The sequence below is a fragment of the Streptomyces sp. NPDC031670 genome (assembly GCF_055580545.1).
Map to the genome: position 1 here is coordinate 297374 of NZ_JBVILC010000005.1, position 21415 is coordinate 318788.

Here is a 21415-nt window from a genome sequence, read left to right on the forward strand (position 1 = left end):
GGTCAGTTCCCTCCGGTCGTCGAGGCGGCCGGTGCGGAGGCGGCGGCGAGCGCGGCCTCCGTCTCGGCGGGCTCGGCCGGCCGTGCCGGGGCCTGCCGCCGGACGGCCGCGCGCTCGCGCCGGACGGTGAAGGACCAGACGGCGACCGGGGCCAGCGCGATGGCGAGGGCGAGCACCGCCCAGGTCCGCATCGCCGCGTGGGTGTGGCCGTAGTGGACCGAGGCGCCGAGCGAGACGACGAGCACCGCGGCCCAGAACAGGTGGATGCGGAAGGTCCACAGCCGGTCGGGGCTGGCCGCGCCGCCCTTGGGGGTGACGACGAACCGGCCGCGGGTGCGCAGCACCGCCGAGAGGAGCGACTTGAGGTAGACGGGCGCGCAGAGCGCGGACATCCCCATGCCGGCGAGGCCGCCGGAGCCCTGCGGTTCGTGGGGCGAGACGTTGTGGCGGCGGTTCCAGAGGTAGAGCCCGATCTGGAGGGCGGCGGCGTCGCTGTAGAGCATCAGCCAGACGGAGGCGGAGACCTGGGTGCCGGAGGCCCCGAACCACAGGAACAGCACGCAGCTGACGATGCCGAGCAGCCAGTTGACGGCGGTCATCGGGTAGTAGACGAGCATCAGCGAGTACGACAGGAGCCGCCCGGGCGGCACCCGGAACAGGGCCTTCCAGTACTGCTTGAGGAGCGTCTCGTACGTACCGCGCGACCAGCGCGTCTGCTGGGTGAAGAAGTCGGTCCAGGACTCGGGGCCCTCGCCGACGGCGAGCACGTCCGGGGTGTAGACGGACCGCCAGAAGCGGCCGGTCCCGGGGTTGCGGTGGCGGTGCAGCTCGAAGCCGGTGGCCATGTCCTCGGTGACAGAGTCGTGGAGCCCGCCGACCTGGCGCAGCGCGCTGATCCTGACGATGTTGTTGGTGCCGACGAACATCGGGGCGCGGTAGCGGTTGCCGGCCCGCTGGATCAGCGCGTGGAAGAGGAACTGCTGGGACTCGGCGGCCTTGGTGACGGGCGAGTCGTAGTTGCCGTAGACCTGGGGGCCGACGACGAACGCCACGTCGGGGTCGCGGAAGTACCCCATCATCCGCTCCAGGAAGTTCGGCAGCGGTACGTGGTCGGTGTCGACGGAGGCGAAGAAGTCGTAGTCGGCGCCGTGCATGGCGAGCCAGGCGTTGTAGTTGCCGTGTTTGGTACGGGCCTTGTGCGGGCCCTTGCGGCGGTTCCACTCGGGGACGCCCCTGCGGGTGAAGTGGTGCACCCCCAGCTCCTCGCAGAGCGCCCTGGCCCGGTCGTCGTCGCCCTCGTCCAGGAGCCAGATGTCGAGGGGGCCCGCGTGGTGCAGGCGGACCGCGCCCTGGAGGGTGGCCCGGACCATGGACATCGGCTCCTTGCCGGGCACCCAGGTGGTGAGGAAGGCGACCCGGGTACCGGGCTCGGGATACACCGGTACGGGGTCCTGGGCGACCATCGTGGCGTGGGCGATCGAGACGACGTTGACGAGCATGAAGAGCTCGATCAGGCCGATCGCGACGAGCATCGCGATGTCCAGTGAGACCAGCCACTCGTCGCCGCCCTCGCGCTCCACCCAGTGGGTGGGCCACACCAGGTAGACGAGGAGGACCGCGGTGAGCACGGGCGCCAGTGCCATCAGCAGGACGGCGCGTATTCGGTGCGGTTCGGCGGAGAGGAGACTGCGGTACCGCACCCGGTAGCCCGTCCTGTCGGCCTCCGTGAGCGGTCCGGCGAGCCGGCTGTGGGCCTCGTAGTCGTAACGCTCCGACGGACTCTCCGACCGCACTGTGCCCTCCAGCTGATCGAGACAGGTAGATATCCCCACAGAAGTGGAGATTCTTCGGCGTGTCGACTGGAGTACTCCGAGCGAGCGGTTCTTGTTTGAAGCGGTGGCGGGCGGTCTTCTCGCCGCCCGGGGCACGACAGGGCCCCCGGTGCCGCGCGGGGCGGCCGGGGGCCTGGGAGGGGGCCTGAGGGGCCTGGGGGGCCGGTCAGGCGGAGAGGTGGCGCTCGACCGTCTCCACCTTGGCGGTGAGCCCGTCGGTGACACCCGGCCGGATGTCGGCCTTCAGGACGAGCGAGACGCGCGGGGCGCGGGACTCGACGGCGGCGACGGCGCGCCGGACCACGTCCATGACCTCGTCCCACTCGCCCTCGACGGAGGTGAACATGGCGTCGGTCCGGTTCGGCAGACCGGACTCGCGTACGACGCGTACGGCGTCGGCGACGTACTCCCCCACGTCCTCGCCGACGCCCAGCGGGGTGACCGAGAAGGCGACGATCACGCTCCGACCACGCCTTCCTTGCGGGCGCGCGCGGCGATCAGGGCGTCCTCGGCCTGGCGCTTGAGCCTGCGCTCGGCCACGAAGCCGCCGAAGGGCAGCACCGACAGGACGAAGTACAGGGCGGCGGTCTTCACCGGCCACTTCGCCTTGTTCCAGGCGTCGGCCCAGAAGATCACGTACAGGATGAAGAGGATGCCGTGGATCGCGCCCATCACCGGGACGGCGTTGACGTCGGTCGTCCGCTTCAGTACCGAGCACACGAGCAGCAGCAGGAAGGAGACGGCCTCCGGGGCGGAGACCAGCCGGAGACGGTGGAGGGCGGATGCGGTCTTGATGTCCACGGGGGCACCTTCGGTGGGAGGGTCGGAGGGTGTTGCTTGTGAACGCAAGCACAAACGTTCCCCATTGTGACACCGCCGGCGCCGGGATCTTGGCGGGGGTCCCGGCGGACCGCCGCGTCCGGGGGCCCGTGGTCCCGAAGCCTGGCCGGGGCCGCGGCCGGGCGGCTAACGTCAGCCCGTGGCAACGTTCCGACTCCAGGGCAGCAAAGTGCTTGCCGTCGACATGACCGGCGACGCCGTCAAGGCGAAGAACGGCTCGATGGTCGCCTACGACGGCCAGATGGCCTTCAAGAAGATGTCCGGCGGCGGTGAGGGCATCCGCGGCATGGTGACCCGCCGCCTGACCGGCGAATCCATGACCGTGATGGAGGTGAAGGGCAACGGCACCTGCTACTTCGCCGACCGGGCCTCCGAGATCAACCTCGTCTCGCTCCAGGGCGACCGGCTCTGGGTGGAGGCGAGCAACCTGCTCGCCACCGACGCGGGGCTGCGCACCGGTACCACCTTCACCGGGCTGCGCGGGGCGACCCAGGGCAACGGCCTGTTCACGACCACCGTCGAGGGCCACGGCCAGGCGGCGATCATGTCGGACGGGCCGGCGGTGGTGCTGCGGGTCTCCGCGCAGTACCCGCTCTCGGTGGACCCCGGCGCCTACATCGCCCACCAGGGCAACCTCCAGCAGCACTTCCAGTCCGGGGTGACCTTCCGCACCCTGCTCGGCGAGGGCTCGGGCGAGGCGTTCCAGATCCGCTTCGAGGGCGAGGGACTGGTGTACGTACAGCCCAGCGAGCGCAACACGATCGGAGGGGACGTCTGATGCCCTTCCGCGAGATCAACTCCAAGATGGTCGAGGCCGTGGTGGCCCCCGGCCAGAAGATGTTCAGCCAGCGCGGCGCGATGCTCGCGTACAAGGGCGAGGTGTCCTTCACCCCCAACATGCAGGGCGGCCAGGGCGGGCTGATGTCGATGATCGGCCGACGGGTGGCCAACGAGGCGACCCCGCTGATGACGGTCGAGGGCAGCGGTACGGTGCTGTTCGGCCACGGCGGCCACCACATCCAGGTCATCAACCTCGCCGGGGACACGCTCTACGTGGAGGCGGACCGGCTGCTCGCCTTCGACGGCACCCTCCAGCAGGGCACCATGTTCATGGGCTCGCAGGGCGGGGTCATGGGCATGGTCCGGGGCCAGGTGACCGGGCAGGGCCTGTTCACCACCACGCTGAAGGGCCATGGCGCGGTCGCCGTGATGGCGCACGGCGGCGTGATCGAGCTGCCGATCTCCCCGCAGCGCCCGGTCCACGTCGACCCGCAGGCGTACGTGGCGCACCACGGCGACGTACGCAACAAGCTGTCCACGGCGCTGGGCTGGCGGGACATGGTGGGCCGGGGCTCCGGAGAGGCCTTCCAGCTCGAACTGTCCGGCAACGGCGCGGTGTACGTCCAGGCCTCGGAGGAGAAGCTGTGAACGCCCCCGTGATCTTCGACCCGCACTCGCTGCCCGCCGACGACAACGTCAACAAGTACACCTTCTGCGTGGAGCTCAAGTCGAGCCAGTGGTTCCTGCAGAAGGGCAAGATGATCGCCTACTACGGGCGGATCGACTTCAACGGCATCGGCCACGGGCGTCTGGACCGGCTGCTGCGCACCAGCTTCCACTCGCCGCTGCACGCGAGCGACTGGGTGGTGGCGGAGGGGTCCGGGAAGATGCTGCTGGCGGACCGGGCGTTCGACGTCAACTCCTACGACCTGGACGAGGGCAACCTGACGATCCGGGCCGGGAACCTGCTGGCCTACCAGCCGACGCTGGCGCTGAAGCAGTCGATCGTGCCGGGATTCCTCACGCTGATCGGAACCGGGAAGTTCGTGGCCGCGTCCAACGGGCCGGTGGTGTTCATGGAGCCGCCGATCCGGGTGGACCCGCAGGCGCTGGTCGGCTGGGCCGACTGCCCGTCGCCCTGCCACCACTACGATCACGGCTACATGACGGGCGTACTGGGCGGAATCCGGTCACTGACGGGGCTCGGCGGGACGTCCGGCGAGGAGCACCAGTTCGAATTCGTGGGCGCCGGCACGGTGCTGCTCCAGTCCACCGAGGTCCTGATGGCCGAGCAGCCAACGGGGCAGGTGCCGGCGGAGCCGGGCGTTCCGGGCGGTGGGGCGGCGGGCGGGGCGCACGGTCCGGCGGGGTCGGCACCGCGTCTTCCCGGCCAGCTCGGGGACCTCCAGCGTCGCTTCGGCCTGTGAGCGGTAGTCTGCGGAGTGTGACGTCGAACGCGTGCACCCCTGCCGGGCGCTGACCACGACCCTTGTGCCGGTGCGTGCGGGGCGTCACATCCCGAGGCTTCGTTCAGAATTCAACTTCTTAGGTAGAATCCACATATGGAGACCGAGACGGCCACCAACTGGCTGACCGATAGCGAGCAGTGCGCCTGGCGTACCTATCTGGACGTCAACAGGATGCTGACGCACCAGATGGAAAAGGACCTGCAGCCGTTCGGCCTGACCAACAACGACTACGAGATCCTGGTCAACCTCTCGGAGGCCGAGGGGCAGCGGCTGCGCATGAGCGACCTCGCCGCCGCGACCCTTCAGTCCAAGAGCCGCCTCTCGCACCAGATCACGCGGATGGAGAACGCGGGGCTGGTGCGGCGGGAGAACTGCGAGTCCGACCGGCGGGGGCTGTTCGCGGTGTTGACCGAGGCGGGGGTGGAGACGATGGAGAAGGTGGCGCCGCACCATGTGGCGTCGGTGCGGAAGCACTTCATCGACCTGCTGTCGAGTGAGGCGCTGGCGGATCTGCGGGCTTCGCTGACGCCGGTGGCGGAACATCTGCGGGGGCACCGCGGCAAACTCTGATTCCCCCCACCCCGCCCCTTCCCTGAACCCTCCGGGGGTGGGGGAGGGCGAAGGTGGTTCTTTTCCGGGGGCTACGCCCCCGCCCCCCCATCCGCGGGGCCTGCGGCCCCTGCACCCCGCCACGGGGCTCCGCCCCGAACCCCGGCCTGGGACGTGCGGCCACCCTGCACCCCGGGCTGGGGCCTGCCTGCGGCCACCTTGTACCCCGAGCTGGGGCCTGAGCCCACCTTGCACCACCCCTGCACAGGGCCTGCGGCCACCTTGCACCCCGGCCTGGTACCTGAGCCCGCCTTGCACCCCGGGCTGGGGCCCGCGCCCACCCTGCACCCCTGTCGGGGCCTGCGGCTCCTGCACCCCGCTATGGGGGTCCGCCCCGGACCCCGCCACCCCGCTTCTCAAGCGCCGGAGGGGCCGTTTCCGCCGCCGGACCGGATTGGCGTCCGCCACCCCGAGCGCCTGCAAGGTGCGGCGGCCGGAGGTGCCTCAAGGGGCGCGGGGAACTGCGCGACCAGCCCCCCACCGGCCCGCAGGCGAAAGACTCACCGGGGCCCGGGGGCGCAGCCCCGAAGCGGGGCGCGGGGGCCGCAGGCCCCGGTGTCGGACCACCCGCGCCGGGTGCGGACCCCCGCGACACCCCCGGCCCGGGGCGGAGCCCTGGGGGCTACTCCCCCGTCAGCCCCGCCACCAGCTCGTCCGCCGCCGCGTACGGATCCAGCTCGCCCCCGACGATCCGGGACGCCAGCGCGTCCAGGCGGCGGTCTCCCCGCAGGTCCCCGATCCGCTCCCGCAGCGCCGTCACCGCGATCGTCTCCACCTCGCGCGAGGCGCGGGCCAGCCGGCGTTCCGCCAGGACGCCCCGCTCCTCCATCCACGCCCGGTGCTTCTCCAGCGCCTCCACCAGCTCCTCGATCCCCTCGGAGCGGGCCGCCACCGTCTTCACGATCGGCGGTCGCCAGTCACCGGGGCCCCGGGACTCGCCCAGGCCCAGCATGTGGTTCAGCTCCCGGGCCGTCGCGTCCGCGCCGTCCCGGTCCGCCTTGTTCACCACGTACACGTCGCCGATCTCCAGGATCCCGGCCTTGGCCGCCTGGATGCCGTCGCCCATGCCCGGCGCCAGCAGCACCACCGACGTGTCCGCCTGGGAGGCGATCTCGACCTCGGACTGGCCGACGCCGACCGTCTCCACGAGGATCACCTCGCAGCCCGCCGCGTCCAGGACCCGGATCGCCTGCGGGGCCGACCAGGCGAGGCCGCCCAGATGGCCGCGGGTCGCCATGGAGCGGATGTAGACACCGGGGTCGGAGGCGTGGTCCGACATCCGGACGCGGTCGCCCAGCAGCGCGCCCCCGGAGAACGGCGAGGACGGGTCGACCGCGAGGACGCCGACCCGCTTGCCCGCCCGCCGGTACGCCGTCACCAGCGCCGACGTCGATGTCGACTTGCCGACACCCGGCGAGCCCGTCAGACCCACCACGTACGCCCCGCCCGTCAGCGGAGCCAACTGCGCCATCACCTCGCGCAGTTGCGGGGACGCCCCCTCGACCAGCGAGATCAGCCGGGCCACGGCCCGCGGCCGGCCCTCCCTCGCCTGTGCCACCAGTTCGGGGACGTCCACTATTGCCGCTCCGTTCGGTTCAGGGGTCGTTGCGTACGTACAGCGGGAGCGGCCTCTACTTGCCGGGGACCTTGATGATCAGGGCGTCGCCCTGGCCGCCGCCGCCGCACAGCGCCGCCGCGCCCGTACCGCCGCCGCGCCGCTTGAGCTCCAGCGCCAGGTGGAGCACCACGCGCGCGCCCGACATGCCGATGGGGTGGCCCAGGGCGATGGCGCCACCGTTGACGTTCACCCTTTCCGGGGAGACGCCGAGGTCCTTCATTGACTGCACGGCGACCGACGCGAACGCCTCGTTGATCTCGATGAGGTCGAGGTCCTCGACGCCGATGCCCTCCTTCGACAGGGCGTGCCGGATCGCGTTGGACGGCTGCGACTGGAGCGAGTTGTCCGGGCCCGCCACATTGCCGTGCGCGCCGATCTCGGCGATCCACTCCAGGCCCAGCTCCTGCGCCTTGGCCTTGGACATGACCACGACCGCGGCGGCGCCGTCGGAGATCTGCGAGGAGGTGCCGGCCGTGATCGTGCCGTCCTTGGCGAAGGCCGGGCGCAGCTTGCCGAGGGACTCCGCGGTCGTCTCCGGGCGGATGCCCTCGTCCTTGGCGAAGACCACCGGCTCGCCCTTGCGCTGCGGGATCTCGACCGGGGTGATCTCGGCCTCGAAGAGCCCGTTCTTCTGGGCGGCGGCGGCGCGCTGGTGGGAGGCGGCGGCGAAGGCGTCCTGCGGGGCGCGCTCGATGCCCAGGCGGGTGTTGTGCTTCTCCGTGGACTCGCCCATGGCGATGTTCTCGAAGGCGTCGGTCAGACCGTCGTACGCCATCGCGTCGAGCATCTCGATCGCGCCGTACTTGTAGCCCTCGCGGGACTTCGGCAGCAGGTGCGGCGCGTTGGTCATCGACTCCTGGCCGCCCGCGACCACCACGTCGAACTCGCCGGCGCGGATCAGCTGGTCCGCGAGCGCGATGGCGTCGAGGCCCGAGAGGCAGACCTTGTTGATCGTGAGCGCGGGCACGTTCATCGGGATGCCGGCCTTGACGGCGGCCTGGCGGGCGGGGATCTGGCCCGCGCCGGCCTGGAGCACCTGGCCCATGATCACGTACTGCACCTGGTCGCCGCCGATGCCGGCCCGGTCCAGCGCGGCCTTGATGGCCACGCCGCCGAGGTCGGCGCCCGAGAAGGACTTGAGGGAGCCGAGCAGTCGGCCCATGGGCGTGCGGGCGCCCGCGACGATCACTGAGGTGGTACCGGTCGTTCCAGACATGAGGCACGGCCCCTTGGGGATGAGGAGTGAACGAGGGTTTACATGAATGTACTGAGCGGTACGCGGGGCGTCACCGGGCAGCCGGTGTGATCGCGCGCACGTTGCGTAACCACCTCCCGGAGCGGTGCACTGGTCCCATGCTGACGCGCATCGACCACATCGGGATCGCCTGTTTCGACCTCGACAGGACCGTCGAGTTCTATCGTGCTACCTACGGATTCGAGGTGTTCCACACCGAGACCAACGAGGAGCAGGGCGTGCGGGAGGCCATGCTCAAGATCAACGATACGTCGGACGGCGGCGCCTCCTACCTCCAGCTCCTGGAGCCCACCCGGGAGGACTCCACGGTCGCCAAGTGGCTGGCCAAGAACGGCGAGGGCGTGCACCACATCGCCTTCGGCACGGCCGACGTCGACGGGGACGCCGAGGCCGTCCGCGGCAAGGGCGTACGGGTCCTCTACGACGAGCCGCGCACCGGTTCGATGGGCTCCCGCATCACGTTCCTGCACCCCAAGGACTGCCACGGCGTACTGACCGAACTGGTCACCTCGGCGGCCGAGCACTGACCCCCGGATTCCGGGGCCGGTACAGTGGGCCCTTCCGGGCCGGGGTCGGGTCGGGGCCTGGGACCCACGCCCCCTTGTCGATCTGACACCATTCACCGGGGGCCCGTCCGTCGTCGGACGGTGCTCGTACGGGCAGTGTTCGCGACCAGGGGACGGATGGGACCGCGCAGTGCGGGGCTACGAACGCCAGGACAGCCACCGGCCTGACGACCACCTCTCGCGGTTCGAGGCCGAGATGGACCGGCTGAAGACCGAGCGGGAGAAGGCCGTCCAGCACGCCGAGGACCTCGGCTACCAGGTCGAGGTGCTGCGCGCCAAGCTGCACGAGGCGCGCCGCAACCTCGCGACGCGTCCTGCCTACGACGCCGCGGACATCGGCTACCAGGCCGAACAGCTGCTGCGCAACGCGCAGATGCAGGCCGAGCAGTTGCGCAACGACGCCGAGCGCGAGCTGCGCGAGGCCCGTGCCCAGACCCAGCGGATCCTTCAGGAGCACGCCGAGCACCAGGCCAGGCTCCAGGCCGAGCTGCACGCGGAGGCGGTCAACCGCCGCCAGCGGCTCGACCAGGAGCTGGCCGAGCGGCGCGCGACCGTGGAGTCGCACGTCAACGAGAACGTGGCGTGGGCCGAACAGCTGCGGGCCCGGACCGAGTCGCAGGCCCGCCGCCTGCTGGAGGAGTCCCGCGCCGAGAGCGAGGCGGCGCTCGCCGCCGCCCGCGCGGAGGCCGCGCGGCTGGCCGAGGAGACCCGTCAACGCCTCGGCGCCGAGGCCGAGTCGGCCCGTACCGAAGCCGAAGCGATCCTGCTGCGCGCCCGCAAGGACGCCGAGCGGCTGCTCACCGCCGCCTCCACACAGGCCCAGGAGGCCACCTCCCACGCCGAGCAGCTGCGCTCGTCGACCACCGCCGAGTCCGACCAGGCGCGCCAGCAGGCGGCCGAGCTGAGCCGGGCCGCCGAGCAGCGGATGCAGGAGGCCGAGTCGGCGCTGCGCGAGGCGCGCGCCGAGGCCGAGAAGGTGCTGGCCGAGGCGAAGGAGTCGGCGGCCAGGCAGCTCGCGGGCGCCGAGTCCGCCAACGAGCAGCGCACCCGTACCGCCAAGACCGAGATCGCCCGGCTGGTGGCCGAGGCGACCAAGGAGTCCGAGGCACTCAAGACGGAGGCCGAGCAGGCGCTCGCCGACGCCCGCGCCGAGGCCGAGCGGCTGGTCGCGGAGGCCGCCGAGAAGGCCCGTACCAGCGCGGCCGAGGACACCGCCGCCCAGCTCGCCAAGGCCGCCCGGGCCGCCGAGGAGGTGCTCTCCAAGGCCTCCGCGGACGCCCAGGAGACCACCCGCAAGGCGTCCGAGGAGGCCGAGCGGATCCGCCGCGAGGCCGACGCCGAGGCGGAGCGGCTGCGCGTCCAGGCCGAGGAGCGGGCCGACGAGCTCAAGGGCGCGGCCAAGGACGACACCAAGGAGTACCGCGCCAAGACGGTCGAACTCCAGGAGGAGGCGCGCCGGCTGCGCGGCGAGGCCGAGCAGCTGCGGGCCGAGGCGGTCGCCGAGGGCGAGCGCATCCGGGGCGAGGCGCGCCGCGAGGGCGTCCAGCAGATCGAGGAGGCGGCCAGGACCGCCGAGGAGCTGCTGACCAAGGCGAAGGCCGACGCGGAGGAGCTGCGCACCTCGGCGGGCGCCGAGTCGGAGCGGGTCCGCGGCGAGGCCATGGAGCGCGCCACGACCCTGCGCAAGCAGGCCGAGGAGACCCTGGAGCGCACCCGCGCCGAGGCCGAGCGGATGCGGGCGGAGGCCGAGGAGCAGGCGGAGGCCGTCCGGGCCGCCGCCGAGCAGGCCGCGGCGACGCTGCGCGAGGAGACCGACCGGGCCGTCGCGGCCCGCCAGGCCGACGCCGCCGCCGAGTTGACGCGGCTTCACACGGAGGCCGAGCAGCGGCACGCCTCCGCCGAGCGGGCGCTCGCCGAGGCGCGCGGCGAGAGCGAGCGGATCCGGCGCGAGGCCGCCGAGGAGACCGAGCGGCTGCGCACCGAGGCCGCCGAGCGGGTGCGTACGCTCACGGCGCAGGCCGAGCAGGAGGCCGAGCGGCTGCGTACCGAGGCCGCCGCCGACGCCGCGACCGCCCGCGCCGAGGCCGAGGGCGCCGCCGTACGGCTGCGGTCCGAGGCGGCGGCGGAGGCCGAGCGCCTCAAGTCCGAGGCGCAGGAGACCGCCGACCGGATGCGCGCGGAGGCCGCCGCCGCCGCCGAGCGGGTCGGTGCGGAGGCCGCCGAGGCGCTCGCCGCCGCCCAGGAGGAGGCCGCTCGCCGGCGCCGCGAGGCGGAGGAGACGCTGGACTCGGCGCGTACCGAGGCCGGTTCGGAGCGGGCCCAGGCCCGCGAGCAGAGCGAGGAGCTGCTCGCCTCCGCCCGTAAGCGGGTGGAGGAGGCGCAGGCCGAGGCGGTGCGGCTCGGCGAGGAGGCCGACCGGCGCGCCACCGAGCTGGTGGCCGCCGCCGAGCAGACCGCCCAGCAGGTCCGGGACTCGGTCGCGGGGCTGCGCGAGGAGGCCGAGCAGGAGATCGCCGGGCTGCGCTCCACGGCGGAGCACGTGGCGGAGCGTACGAAGACGGAGGCGCAGCAGGAGGCGGACCGGGTCCGCGCCGACGCGCACGCCGAGCGCGAGCGCGCCGCCGAGGACGCCCAGCGGCTGCGGGCGCGGGCCCAGGAGGAGACCGAGGCCGCCCGGGAGCTCGCCGAGCGGACCGTCGCGGACGCCATCGCGGAGGCGGAGAAGACGCGTTCGGACGCCTCCGAGTACGCGCAGCGGATGCGTACCGAGGCCTCCGACGCGCTGGCCTCCTCCGAGCAGGACGCCGCCCGCACCCGGGCGGACGCCCGCGAGGACGCCAACCGCATCCGCAGCGACGCCGCGAGCCAGGCCGACCGGCTGGTCGGCGAGGCGACCGCGGAGGCCGAGCGGCTCGCCGCCGAGTCGACGGCGACCGCCGAGCGGCTGGTGGCGGAGGCTCAGCAGCTGCGCGACGAGGGCCAGTCGGAGCACGACCGGCTGCTCGCGGAGGCCACCGCGCACGCCGAGCGCACCACCTCCGAGGCCGACACCTACGTCGAGCTCGTCACCACCGAGGCGCGCGCGGACGCGGGCGCGGTCCTGGCCGCCGCGGCGGCCGAGGCCGAGCAGACGGTCAGCGACGCCCGCGAGCAGGGCGAGGAGCTGCTGAGCGAGGCGCGTACGGAGGCGGAGCGGCTCCTCGACGAGGCGCGCAAGGCCGCCGACAAGCGGCGCGCGGACGCGGCGGCCCAGGTGGACCAGCTCGTCACGGAGACGACCGCCGAGGCCGAGCGGATGCTCGCCGAGGCGAACGGGGAGGCGGAGCGGCTGCGCGCCGAGGCCGCCGAGACCGTGGGCTCGGCCCAGCAGGCCGCCGAGCGGATCCGCGCGGAGGCCGAGAAGAGCCGCGCCCGGATCGAGGAGGCGGCCGAGCAGACCCGTACCGAGGCCCGCGAGGAGGCCGACCGGCTGCTCGACGAGGCGCGTACCGCCGCGGCCAAGCGCCGGGCGGACGCGGCCGAGCAGGCGGACCAGCTCATGGCCAAGGCCCAGGAGGAGGCGCTGCTCGCGGCCACGCTGGCCGAGGAGCAGGCCGACACGATGGTGGGCGCCGCCCGCAAGGAGGCCGAGCGGATCGTCGCGGAGGCCACCGTGGAGGGCAACACGCTGGTGGAGAAGGCGCGTACGGACGCGGACGAGCTGCTCGCCGGGGCGCGCGCGGACGCGACGGCCATAAGGGAGCGCATCGAGGAGATGCGCGCGCGGACCGAGGCGGAGATCGAGGAGCTGCACGAGCGGGCCCGCCGCGAGAGCGCCGAGCAGATGAAGACGGCGGGCGAGCGCGTCGACAAGCTGGTCAAGGCCGCCACCGAGCAGACGGAGCAGGCCGAGGCGAAGGCCAAGGAGCTGCTCTCGGACGCCAACTCCGAGGCGAGCAAGGTGCGGATCGCGGCGGTGAAGAAGGCCGAGGCGCTGCTCAAGGAGGCGGAGACCAAGAAGGCCGAGCTGATCCGCGAGGCGACCAAGCTGCGCGACGAGGCGGCGGCCGAGGCGCGGCGCACGGTCGACGAGGGCAAGCGGGAGCTGGACGTGCTGGTCCGGCGCCGGGCGGACATCAACGCGGAGATCTCCCGTGTCCAGGACGTCCTGGAGGCGCTGGAGTCGTTCGAGGCTCCGGCCTCCGGCGGCAAGGAGGCGGCCAAGGCGGGGGCGGCGGCCGGAGGAACCCGTTCGAGTGGCAAGTCTTCGGAGGGGTAGCCACTCAAAAGGCTGGACATTCTCCAGATCAAACGGGCATACGCTCGATGCCGCGCCGCCTGGGCCCCTAGGATTCCCCCTATCACCTCACCGGTCTCATTCGACAGGAACCCCATGAGCGACACTTCCTCCCCCTTCGGCTTCGAGCTCGTGCGGCGTGGTTACGACCGCGGTCAGGTGGACGACCGCATTACCAAGCTCGTCGCCGACCGTGACAGCGCTCTGGCACGGATCACTTCTCTGGAAAAGCGCATCGAGGAACTGCACCTCGAAACGCAGAACGCCCAGGCCCAGGTGAGCGACGCGGAGCCGTCGTACGCCGGTCTCGGCGCGCGGGTCGAGAAGATCCTGCGTCTCGCCGAGGAAGAGGCGAAGGACCTGCGCGAGGAGGCGCGCCGCGCCGCCGAGCAGCACCGCGAGCTGGCCGAGTCGGCGGCCCAGCAGGTGCGCAACGACGCCGAGTCGTTCGCCGCCGAGCGCAAGGCGAAGGCGGAGGACGAGGGCGTCCGGATCGTCGAGAAGGCGAAGGGTGACGCCTCCACGCTGCGCTCCGAGGCGCAGAAGGACGCGCAGTCCAAGCGCGAGGAGGCGGACGCCCTCTTCGAGGAGACCCGCGCCAAGGCCGCGCAGGCGGCGGCGGACTTCGAGACGAACCTCGCCAAGCGCCGTGAGCAGTCCGAGCGCGATCTGGCCTCGCGTCAGGCGAAGGCGGAGAAGCGTCTCGCCGAGATCGAGCACCGCGCCGAGCAGCTCCGCCTGGAGGCCGAGAAGCTGCGTACGGACGCGGAGCGCCGGGCCCGTCAGACGGTCGAGACGGCCCAGCGCCAGGCCGAGGACATCGTGGCGGACGCCAACGCCAAGGCCGACCGCATCCGTTCGGAATCCGAGCGCGAGCTGGCGGCGCTCACCAACCGCCGCGACTCGATCAACGCGCAGCTGACCAACGTCCGCGAGATGCTGGCGACCCTCACGGGCGCGGCGGTCGCGGCGGCCGGCTCCCCGGTCGACGACGAGCCCGTCTCGCGCGGCGTCCCGGCGCAGCAGTCCCGCTAGTCCTCCCGGTGCCGCAGCCCCTCCCCCGTGGGCTGCGTCGGTGACGTCGAAAGCCCCTCGCCACTCCGGTGGCGGGGGGCTTTGTCGGCCCCTATCGTGGCCGCATGATCGAGCTGGCCGGTCTCACCAAGCGCTTCGGTTCCAAGACCGCTGTCGACGACCTGTCGTTCCGGGTCCGGCCGGGCGTGGTGACCGGCTTCCTGGGCCCCAACGGCGCCGGCAAGTCCACCACCATGCGGATGATGCTCGATCTCGACAACCCGACCAGCGGTACCGTGCGCATCGACGGGCGGCACTACCGCGACCTGGACGAGCCGTTGAAGTACATCGGCGCGCTCCTGGACGCCAAGTCGATGCACGGCGGTCGCAGCGCGTACAACAACCTGCTGTGCCTGGCGCAGTCGAACCGGATCCCCGAGCGGCGGGTCGCGGAGGTCCTGGACACGGTCGGTCTGACGGCGGTGGCGAAGAAGAAGTCGAAGGGGTTCTCGCTGGGCATGGGCCAGCGGCTGGGAATCGCCTCCGCGCTGCTCGGCGACCCGGAGATCCTGATGTTCGACGAACCCGTCAATGGTCTGGACCCCGAGGGAATTCACTGGATCCGCAATCTCATGAAAGCCCTCGCGGCCGAGGGCAGAACGATCTTCGTCTCGTCTCATCTGATGAGCGAAATGGCGTTGACGGCCGATCATTTGATCGTCATCGGCCAGGGCCGACTGCTCGCCGATACATCGATGGCGGATTTCATTCGGCAGAATTCACGGAGTTACGTACGGCTGCGCTCCCCTCAATGGGAACACCTGCTCGATGTGCTGGCCGGGGCCGGGATCGCCGCCACCCAGACCGGCGACGGCGCCCTGGAGGTCGACAACGGCAGGATCGAGCGGCTCGGCGAGCTGGCCGCGCAGCACCGGATCGTGCTGCACGAGCTGTCGGGCCAGCAGGCCTCGCTGGAGGAGGCGTTCATGCGGATGACGGCCGGATCGGTGGAGTACCACGCGCACTCGGACACCCCCCACGGCCCGCCCCCGGCGGCGACCGCGCCGAACTGGGGCGCGGGCTACCGGGCGCGGACCCGGGGCGGCGCCGGGGACAGCACGGACCAGGGGGTCTGAGCCATGGCGTCGGTACCCGCGGTCCTCAGGTCGGAGTGGACCAAGATCCGTACGGTCTCCTCCACCTCCTGGACGCTGATCTGCGCGTTCGTCGTCACGGTGGCGGTGAGCGCGGCCCTGTGCGCGCTGATGAGGTCGCAGTTCGACGACCTCAAGCCGGCCGAGCGCATGACGTTCGACGCGACCTACGTCAGCTTCTCCGGGATGGTGCTCGGCCAGCTGGCGATGGTGGTGTTCGGTGTCCTGGTGGTCGGCACCGAGTACAGCTCGGGCATGATCCGCACCTCCCTGGCCGCCGTGCCGCAGCGGGCCACCTTCCTCTTCGCCAAGCTCCTGGTCGCCACCGCGCTCGCCCTGGTCGTGGGCATGGCGACCAGCTTCCTCTCCTTCTTCCTCGGCCAGGCGCTCCTGGGCCCGCACCGCACCACCATCGGTGAGCCGAACGTGCTGCGGGCGGTCGTCGGGGCGGGGCTCTACATGGCGCTGATCGCGCTGTTCTCGATGGGCGTGGCCACGATGCTGCGCAGCTCGATGCTGTCGCTCGGCATCCTGATGCCGTTCTTCTTCCTGATCTCGCAGATCCTCTCGGCGGTGCCGGGCGCCAAGAAGGTGGCCCGCTACTTCCCCGACCAGGCGGGCTCCAAGATCATGCAGGTGGTGCCGAACGCAATGAACAGCGAGCCGCCGCCGTACGGGCCCTGGGCCGGGCTCGGGATCATGGCGCTGTGGGTGGCGGCGGCGCTCGCGGGCGGCTACCTCGTGCTCAGGAGGCGCGACGCATGAGCCCCGAGGCGGGACAACCGACCTGCGAGAACCCCAGAACATAGAGGGCAAAAGGCGACGTAACCCAACTGTCATCGCTTGGCCGGAACCGTAAAGTCCTGGATAAGCTCCTCACTCATACGGGGGCACCCTGGCGATCGGCCACCGCCCCGACGACCCACACCGTCGATGGGGCTGGAGAATGATCGAGGCAGTCGGCCTGACGAAGCGCTACGGCGCCAAGACAGCCGTGTACAACCTTTCCTTCCAGGTGAGGCCGGGCGCCGTCACCGGCTTCCTGGGGCCCAACGGCTCCGGCAAGTCGACGACCATGCGCATGATCCTCGGCCTGGACCAGCCCACTTCCGGCCATGTCACCATCGGCGGCCACCCCTTCCGCTCGCTCCCCAACGCGCCCCGCCAGGTCGGCGCCCTGCTCGACGCCAAGGCCGTGCACGGCGGTCGCAGCGCCCGCAACCACCTGCTCTCGCTCGCCCAGCTCTCCGGCATCCCGGCCCGCCGGGTCGACGAGGTGCTCGGGGTCGTGGGGCTCCAGGAGGTGGCGGGCAAGCGCTCCAAGGGTTTCTCGCTCGGCATGGGCCAGCGGCTGGGCATCGCCGCGGCCCTGCTCGGCGACCCGCAGGTGCTGCTCTTCGACGAGCCGGTCAACGGCCTCGACCCCGAGGGCATCCTGTGGGTGCGCAACCTCATGAAGCGGCTCGCCGCCGAGGGCCGTACCGTCTTCGTCTCCTCGCACCTGATGAGCGAGATGGCGCTGACCGCCGACCACCTGATAGTGATCGGCCGCGGGCAGCTGCTCGCCGACATGAGCGTCAAGGACTTCATCTCCCACAACTCCGCCGACTTCGCGCGCGTGCGCACCCCCGAGCCCACCGGCCGGGAGAAGCTGACGGCCACGCTGACCGAGGCCGGCGGCCAGGTCATGCCGGAACCGGACGGCGCCCTGCGGGTGACCGGCCTCGCGCTGCCGCGCATCAGCGACCTCGCCCACGACGCGGGCGTACGCCTGTGGGAACTCTCCCCGCACCAGGCCTCGCTGGAGGAGGCGTACATGCGGATGACGCAGGGCGCGGTGGACTACCGCTCCACGGCCGACCAGAAGGCCGGTCTGATGCAGCCGCTGCCGCCCGGCCACCAGCCGCCCCCGGTGATCCCCGAGGTGCCGACGCAGGGCTGGTACGCCCCGCCGCCGCCCGGGCAGAACCCGTACGCGACCCCGCACGCCCCCGCGCAGGCCCCGGCGGCGCCCCCCGTGGCCCCCGCCGCCCCGGCGCAGGTTCCCGTGCCGCAGACGCCCGCCGCGGCCCCGCAGCAGCCCGCTCCGCCCGCCCCCGCGACCGCTCCCTCCCTGACCGAGCCCGAGGACGCCCGATGACCACCCCCTACCAGCAGCAGGCACCGGGCGCGCCCCTGGGGACGTACACCTCGCCGATCCCGGTGCGGCCCGCCTCCCTCGGCGACGCGATCGCCTCGGAGTGGACGAAGATCCGCTCGGTGCGCTCCACGATGTGGACCCTCGGCGTGCTCGTCGTCCTCGTGATCGGCATCGGACTGCTCGCCGCCGTCGCGGTCAACGCCTCCGACTCCAACCTCGGCGACACCCCGCTGCTCTCCCTCGGCTTCTACGGCGTCCTGCTCGGCTCGATCTGTGTGATCACGCTCGGCGTGCTGACCATCGCCTCCGAGTACGGCACCGGCATGATCCGCACCACGCTGACGGCGTGCCCCAGCCGGGCCCGTATCCTCGCCGCCAAGTCGATCGTCTTCTTCCTGCTGTCCTTCGTCATCGTCACGCTCACCACCGGTCTGGTGGCGCTGGCGCAGATGGGGATGGTGGACGCGGGCACGCAGCCCACCGGCTCCGAGCTGTTCAAGGCGACGGTCGGCGTCGCCCTGTACGTCTCCACGCTCGGCCTGCTGGCGCTCGCGGTCGGCGCGCTGATCCGGCACTCGGCGGGCGCGATCACGGTCATGATCGGCCTGGTGCTGCTGCCGCTGGTGCTGGCCCTGTTCATGTTCTCGCCGTCGCTGGAGTCGGTGCGCAACGCCCTGTTCGAGTACTCGATCCCCAGTCAGCTGGCCGTCTTCTACGGCTCCACGGTGAGCGACTCCGGCCCCACCGGCTGGACCCCGCTGCTGATCCTGGGCGCCGTCACGGCGGCGGCGCTCGGCGGCGCCTTCGCGGCGCTGAACAGCCGGGACGTGTAAGGGCGGGTCTTCCGCTTCCTAGTACCTGGGCGCGTTCCTGGACCGCTGCACCCTGCTGGTGCGGCGGTCCTTCGCGTTCCAGCAGGCCTTGTGCCAGTGGCGGCGGTCGTCGACGCCGCCGTACTCGGGCCAGGCCACCACGTGCGGGACGCCGGAGGGGATCTCCTGGTCGCAGCCGGGGCAGCGGTAGCGCTTGCCCTGGGCGCTCGCGCCGGCGACGTGCCGGACGCACCACTCCTCGCCCTGGTACGTCTCGGTGCGCTGGAGACCGAAGCGGTCCCCCGACCCGCCGGTCGGTGCGGTCGGCTGGTCGCCGCCCTTGGGGCGGTTGCGGCGCGGGGACACGGAAACACCTCACGGGGCCGGGCGGACGGGCTGCCTCCAGCGTAGAGGTACTTGCCCCGGGTACCCGAGCCGAACAGGGGCGGCACGGTAACTCGTACGGGGGACACTTACCGGACTATCGCAAGAAGTTCGCTTCGGGCCGTGCCCTTGGCACTTGTCAGACGTTGTTGCCGGTAAGAGGGGGAACCGCGTCGGCCGCGAGGAGGCATGAAGGCGATGCGTGTCGGAACTTTTGTACTGGCGGCCCAATTCCCGGGCCAGGGCCAGGGGGAGGCGCTGCACCGGGCGGTGCGGTCCGCCGAGGTGGCCGAGGAGGCGGGCCTGGACTCGGTGTGGCTGGCCGAGCACCACTTCGTCCCGTACGGGGTGTGTCCCTCGGCGGTGACGCTGGCGGCGCTGCTGCTCGGGCGCACCCGCCGGATCCGTGTCGGGACGGCGGTCAGCGTACTGCCGAGCGCGCACCCGGTGGCGCTGGGCGAGCAGGCGGCGCTGCTGCACGTGACGTCCGGTGGCCGGTTCTCGCTGGGGGTCGGCCGGGGCGGTCCCTGGGTCGACCTGGAGGTCTTCGGCGCGGGCCTGCGGGCGTACGAGGAGGGCTTCGGGGAGTCGCTGGACCTGCTGCTGAGATGGCTGTCCGAGCCCCGGGTCGCCTCCATGGGCGAACGTTTCGTCTTCCGGGAGGTCCCGGTGGTGCCGAGGCCCGAGGAGTCGCTCGTGGACGGTCCGGCCGGCCCCGAGGTCATCGTGGCGTGTACCTCGCCGAAGAGCGTGCGGCTGGCGGCCGGGCGCGGTCTGCCGATGCTGCTCGGGATGCACTGCGGCGACGAGGAGAAGGCGGAGATGGTCGCGCTGTGGAGGTCGCACGCGCTGGCGTCCGGGGTGGCGCCGGAGGCGGTGGCCGCCGCGCCGCATGTCTCGGCCGGGGTGGCACAGATCGAGGACCACAGCTCCCAGGCCGCCGAGACCCTGCTGAAGGCGATGCCGGGCTGGCTGAAGCAGGGGCTCGACGCGCATGTGACGGTCGACGGCCGCCACCGGGCCATGCGCGACCCGGTGCAGTACACGGAGTTGCTCTGCGCCCTCCACCCCGTCGGCACCCCGCGGCTCGCGGCGGACCGCATCGCGGCGACGGCGGAGAAGACCGGCATCACGCGCTTCGCCTTCCTGGTGGAGGGGTCGGGGGACCTGGCCGCGACGGAGGAGAACGTGCGAAGGCTCGGCGCGGACGTGCTGCCGCTGCTGGGGTGAGAGGGGCCCGAGGGGGAAGGCGCCCGAGGGGGCGCGAGGGGCCGGGGCCGAAGAGCCCCCGCTCCGCATCAGTTGCACCTCCCGCGATGCGGAGCGGCGGCGAAGACCTCAGCAGTCCCTCAACTCCGGAGACTGGTTGAGCAGTTGCCCCCGGATCGAGGTGAAGCGGGCGAGCCGCTCGTCGACCGACGGGTCCAGCGGGAAGACCGCCACGCGGTGGCAGTTCTGGAACGCCAGGCGGACACCGAAGTGCCGCTGCAGCGAACCGCGGATGGCGTCACTCGCGAGCGCGCGAAGGAGCTGACCGCGCGCCTGCTCGTCCGGCGGAGGCGTCTGGTTGTCGGCGAACTCGCCACCGTCCACCTTCAGCTGGGCCACCAGAGAGCTGATCATCTCCCACGCGTACGGCAGGGAGGTCCGGACGCAGTCGACGAAGTCAGCTTCGTCGACCTCGCCTCGCTCGGCCTGTTCGAGTAGGGCCGGTGAGACGTCGAGCGACATGGTTTCTCCTCTCGCGACCCCGGGGAGGGGGTCTTACGGCCAGGGAAGGGAACGAAGTCGGCCACGCTGTGTGCCTGACCGACGACCTCCCGCTTACACGGTAGGCGCGGCATGGTGGCTGCGACAGGTACTTGGCACGTAACCGGCCAATAACGAACAGTGCTTTGCCGGACGAATCGCGTTCGGCGGGGGGATTCGAGTAGCGTTGCCGACCATGCGTCTCGTCATCGCCCGCTGCTCCGTCGACTACGCGGGCCGCCTCACCGCCCATCTGCCCTCCGCCACCAGGCTGATCCTGGTGAAGGCGGACAACAGCGTCTCCATCCACGCGGACGACCGGGCGTACAAGCCCCTCAACTGGATGTCTCCGCCGTGCACCCTCAAGGAGGGGACCGCGGACGGCGTCGACGTCTGGACCGTGGTGAACAAAGCGGGCGAGAAGCTCATCATCACGATGGAGGAGATCCTCCACGACTCGTCCCATGAGCTGGGTGTGGACCCGGGCCTCATCAAGGACGGCGTGGAAGCGCACCTCCAGGAACTGCTCGCGGACCGGATCGAGACGCTGGGCGAGGGATACACCCTGATCCGCCGCGAGTACCCGACGGCGATCGGCCCGGTCGACATCCTGTGCCGGGACGCGTCCGGCGGGACGGTGGCGGTGGAGATCAAGCGGCGCGGTGAGATCGACGGGGTCGAGCAGCTCACGCGCTACCTGGAGCTGCTGAACCGCGATCCGCACCTGGCTCCCGTACGGGGGGTGTTCGCGGCGCAGGAGATCAAGCCGCAGGCGCGGGTGCTGGCGACGGACCGGGAGATCGGGTGCGTGGTGCTGGACTACAACGCACTGCGCGGCATCGAGGACGACAAGCTCCGCCTGTTCTGACGGGCCTGGCTTCCCGGGCTGCACCCCGAATCACCCGCGGGCCGGTGGG

At 71.9% G+C, this 21415-nt stretch carries 20 protein-coding genes; 13 read left to right on the forward strand and 7 right to left on the reverse strand.

The window, feature by feature from the left end:
* Positions 1-2 precede the first annotated feature (2 nt).
* The 3 genes from ACZ5ID_RS12810 to ACZ5ID_RS12820 form a co-directional block, all read right to left on the reverse strand.
* Entirely contained in the window at positions 3-1832 is a 1830-nt protein-coding gene (locus ACZ5ID_RS12810; protein WP_468896743.1) for a glycosyltransferase family 2 protein, read from the reverse strand.
* A 166-nt stretch (positions 1833-1998) separates the two neighbouring features.
* On the reverse strand, positions 1999-2292 hold the full coding sequence (locus tag ACZ5ID_RS12815; RefSeq protein ID WP_468896745.1) for an MTH1187 family thiamine-binding protein: 294 nt from the start codon (positions 2290-2292) through the stop codon (positions 1999-2001).
* A complete protein-coding gene (locus ACZ5ID_RS12820) occupies positions 2289-2633 on the reverse strand; it encodes a DUF3817 domain-containing protein (RefSeq protein WP_344069882.1) in 345 nt (114 codons plus the stop codon). Before ACZ5ID_RS12820 ends, ACZ5ID_RS12815 begins: the two co-directional genes overlap by 4 nt.
* A 178-nt stretch (positions 2634-2811) precedes the next feature.
* Between ACZ5ID_RS12820 and ACZ5ID_RS12825 the strand changes: the two genes are divergently transcribed.
* The 4 genes from ACZ5ID_RS12825 to ACZ5ID_RS12840 all read left to right on the forward strand — a co-directional run bounded on the left by ACZ5ID_RS12825 (position 2812) and on the right by ACZ5ID_RS12840 (position 5491).
* Complete coding sequence (locus ACZ5ID_RS12825) at positions 2812-3450, forward strand: AIM24 family protein (protein ID WP_406556734.1); 639 nt, start codon at positions 2812-2814, stop codon at positions 3448-3450.
* Positions 3450-4100, forward strand: coding sequence for an AIM24 family protein (locus tag ACZ5ID_RS12830; RefSeq protein WP_406556735.1), 651 nt, complete (start codon positions 3450-3452; stop codon positions 4098-4100). The genes ACZ5ID_RS12825 and ACZ5ID_RS12830 overlap by 1 nt, the downstream gene beginning before the upstream one ends.
* Positions 4097-4879 (forward strand): AIM24 family protein, encoded by a 783-nt coding sequence (locus tag ACZ5ID_RS12835; protein WP_468896749.1) that lies wholly within the window; start codon positions 4097-4099, stop codon positions 4877-4879. Before ACZ5ID_RS12830 ends, ACZ5ID_RS12835 begins: the two co-directional genes overlap by 4 nt.
* Positions 4880-5014: 135 nt before the next feature.
* Positions 5015-5491: a MarR family winged helix-turn-helix transcriptional regulator gene (locus tag ACZ5ID_RS12840; RefSeq protein ID WP_406556737.1), complete on the forward strand. Its 477-nt coding sequence runs from the start codon at positions 5015-5017 to the stop codon at positions 5489-5491.
* 661 nt (positions 5492-6152) lie between these two features.
* Here ACZ5ID_RS12840 and meaB read toward each other — a convergent pair.
* The gene (gene meaB / locus ACZ5ID_RS12845; protein WP_468896944.1) at positions 6153-7109 is read right to left on the reverse strand and encodes a methylmalonyl Co-A mutase-associated GTPase MeaB; all 957 of its coding nucleotides are present in this window, start codon (positions 7107-7109) and stop codon (positions 6153-6155) included.
* 52 nt (positions 7110-7161) lie between these two features.
* On the reverse strand, positions 7162-8364 hold the full coding sequence (locus ACZ5ID_RS12850) for an acetyl-CoA C-acetyltransferase (protein ID WP_468896751.1): 1203 nt from the start codon (positions 8362-8364) through the stop codon (positions 7162-7164).
* Between the two features lie 137 nt (positions 8365-8501).
* Between ACZ5ID_RS12850 and mce the strand changes: the two genes are divergently transcribed.
* The 7 genes from mce to ACZ5ID_RS12885 all read left to right on the forward strand — a co-directional run bounded on the left by mce (position 8502) and on the right by ACZ5ID_RS12885 (position 18386).
* Positions 8502-8930, forward strand: coding sequence for a methylmalonyl-CoA epimerase (mce, locus tag ACZ5ID_RS12855; RefSeq protein ID WP_468896753.1), 429 nt, complete (start codon positions 8502-8504; stop codon positions 8928-8930).
* A gap of 169 nt (positions 8931-9099) precedes the next feature.
* Positions 9100-13227: a polarized growth protein Scy gene (scy, locus tag ACZ5ID_RS12860; RefSeq protein WP_468896755.1), complete on the forward strand. Its 4128-nt coding sequence runs from the start codon at positions 9100-9102 to the stop codon at positions 13225-13227.
* 114 nt (positions 13228-13341) lie between these two features.
* Positions 13342-14280 (forward strand): coiled-coil domain-containing protein, encoded by a 939-nt coding sequence (locus ACZ5ID_RS12865; RefSeq protein ID WP_369376280.1) that lies wholly within the window; start codon positions 13342-13344, stop codon positions 14278-14280.
* A gap of 104 nt (positions 14281-14384) precedes the next feature.
* Positions 14385-15395 (forward strand): ABC transporter ATP-binding protein, encoded by a 1011-nt coding sequence (locus ACZ5ID_RS12870; protein ID WP_468896758.1) that lies wholly within the window; start codon positions 14385-14387, stop codon positions 15393-15395.
* Between the two features lie 3 nt (positions 15396-15398).
* Complete coding sequence (locus ACZ5ID_RS12875) at positions 15399-16178, forward strand: ABC transporter permease (protein WP_468896760.1); 780 nt, start codon at positions 15399-15401, stop codon at positions 16176-16178.
* A gap of 181 nt (positions 16179-16359) precedes the next feature.
* The gene (locus ACZ5ID_RS12880) at positions 16360-17553 is read left to right on the forward strand and encodes an ABC transporter ATP-binding protein (protein ID WP_468896762.1); all 1194 of its coding nucleotides are present in this window, start codon (positions 16360-16362) and stop codon (positions 17551-17553) included.
* Entirely contained in the window at positions 17550-18386 is an 837-nt protein-coding gene (locus ACZ5ID_RS12885; RefSeq protein WP_468896764.1) for an ABC transporter permease, read from the forward strand. The genes ACZ5ID_RS12880 and ACZ5ID_RS12885 overlap by 4 nt, the downstream gene beginning before the upstream one ends.
* An 18-nt stretch (positions 18387-18404) precedes the next feature.
* Here the strand turns inward: ACZ5ID_RS12885 and ACZ5ID_RS12890 are convergent, their stop codons facing one another.
* Positions 18405-18731 (reverse strand): ATP/GTP-binding protein, encoded by a 327-nt coding sequence (locus ACZ5ID_RS12890; RefSeq protein ID WP_468896766.1) that lies wholly within the window; start codon positions 18729-18731, stop codon positions 18405-18407.
* A 216-nt stretch (positions 18732-18947) separates the two neighbouring features.
* On the opposite strand from ACZ5ID_RS12890, the gene ACZ5ID_RS12895 reads away from it, so the two are divergent.
* Complete coding sequence (locus ACZ5ID_RS12895) at positions 18948-19979, forward strand: LLM class flavin-dependent oxidoreductase (RefSeq protein WP_468896768.1); 1032 nt, start codon at positions 18948-18950, stop codon at positions 19977-19979.
* A 108-nt stretch (positions 19980-20087) separates the two neighbouring features.
* On the opposite strand, the gene ACZ5ID_RS12900 is transcribed toward ACZ5ID_RS12895, so the two are convergent.
* Positions 20088-20480, reverse strand: a complete 393-nt coding sequence (locus tag ACZ5ID_RS12900; protein WP_468896770.1) for an SCO5389 family protein — start codon at positions 20478-20480, stop codon at positions 20088-20090.
* A 214-nt stretch (positions 20481-20694) separates the two neighbouring features.
* Between ACZ5ID_RS12900 and nucS the strand changes: the two genes are divergently transcribed.
* Positions 20695-21366 (forward strand): endonuclease NucS, encoded by a 672-nt coding sequence (gene nucS, locus ACZ5ID_RS12905; RefSeq protein ID WP_468896772.1) that lies wholly within the window; start codon positions 20695-20697, stop codon positions 21364-21366.
* The last annotated feature ends 49 nt before the right edge of the window (positions 21367-21415 follow it).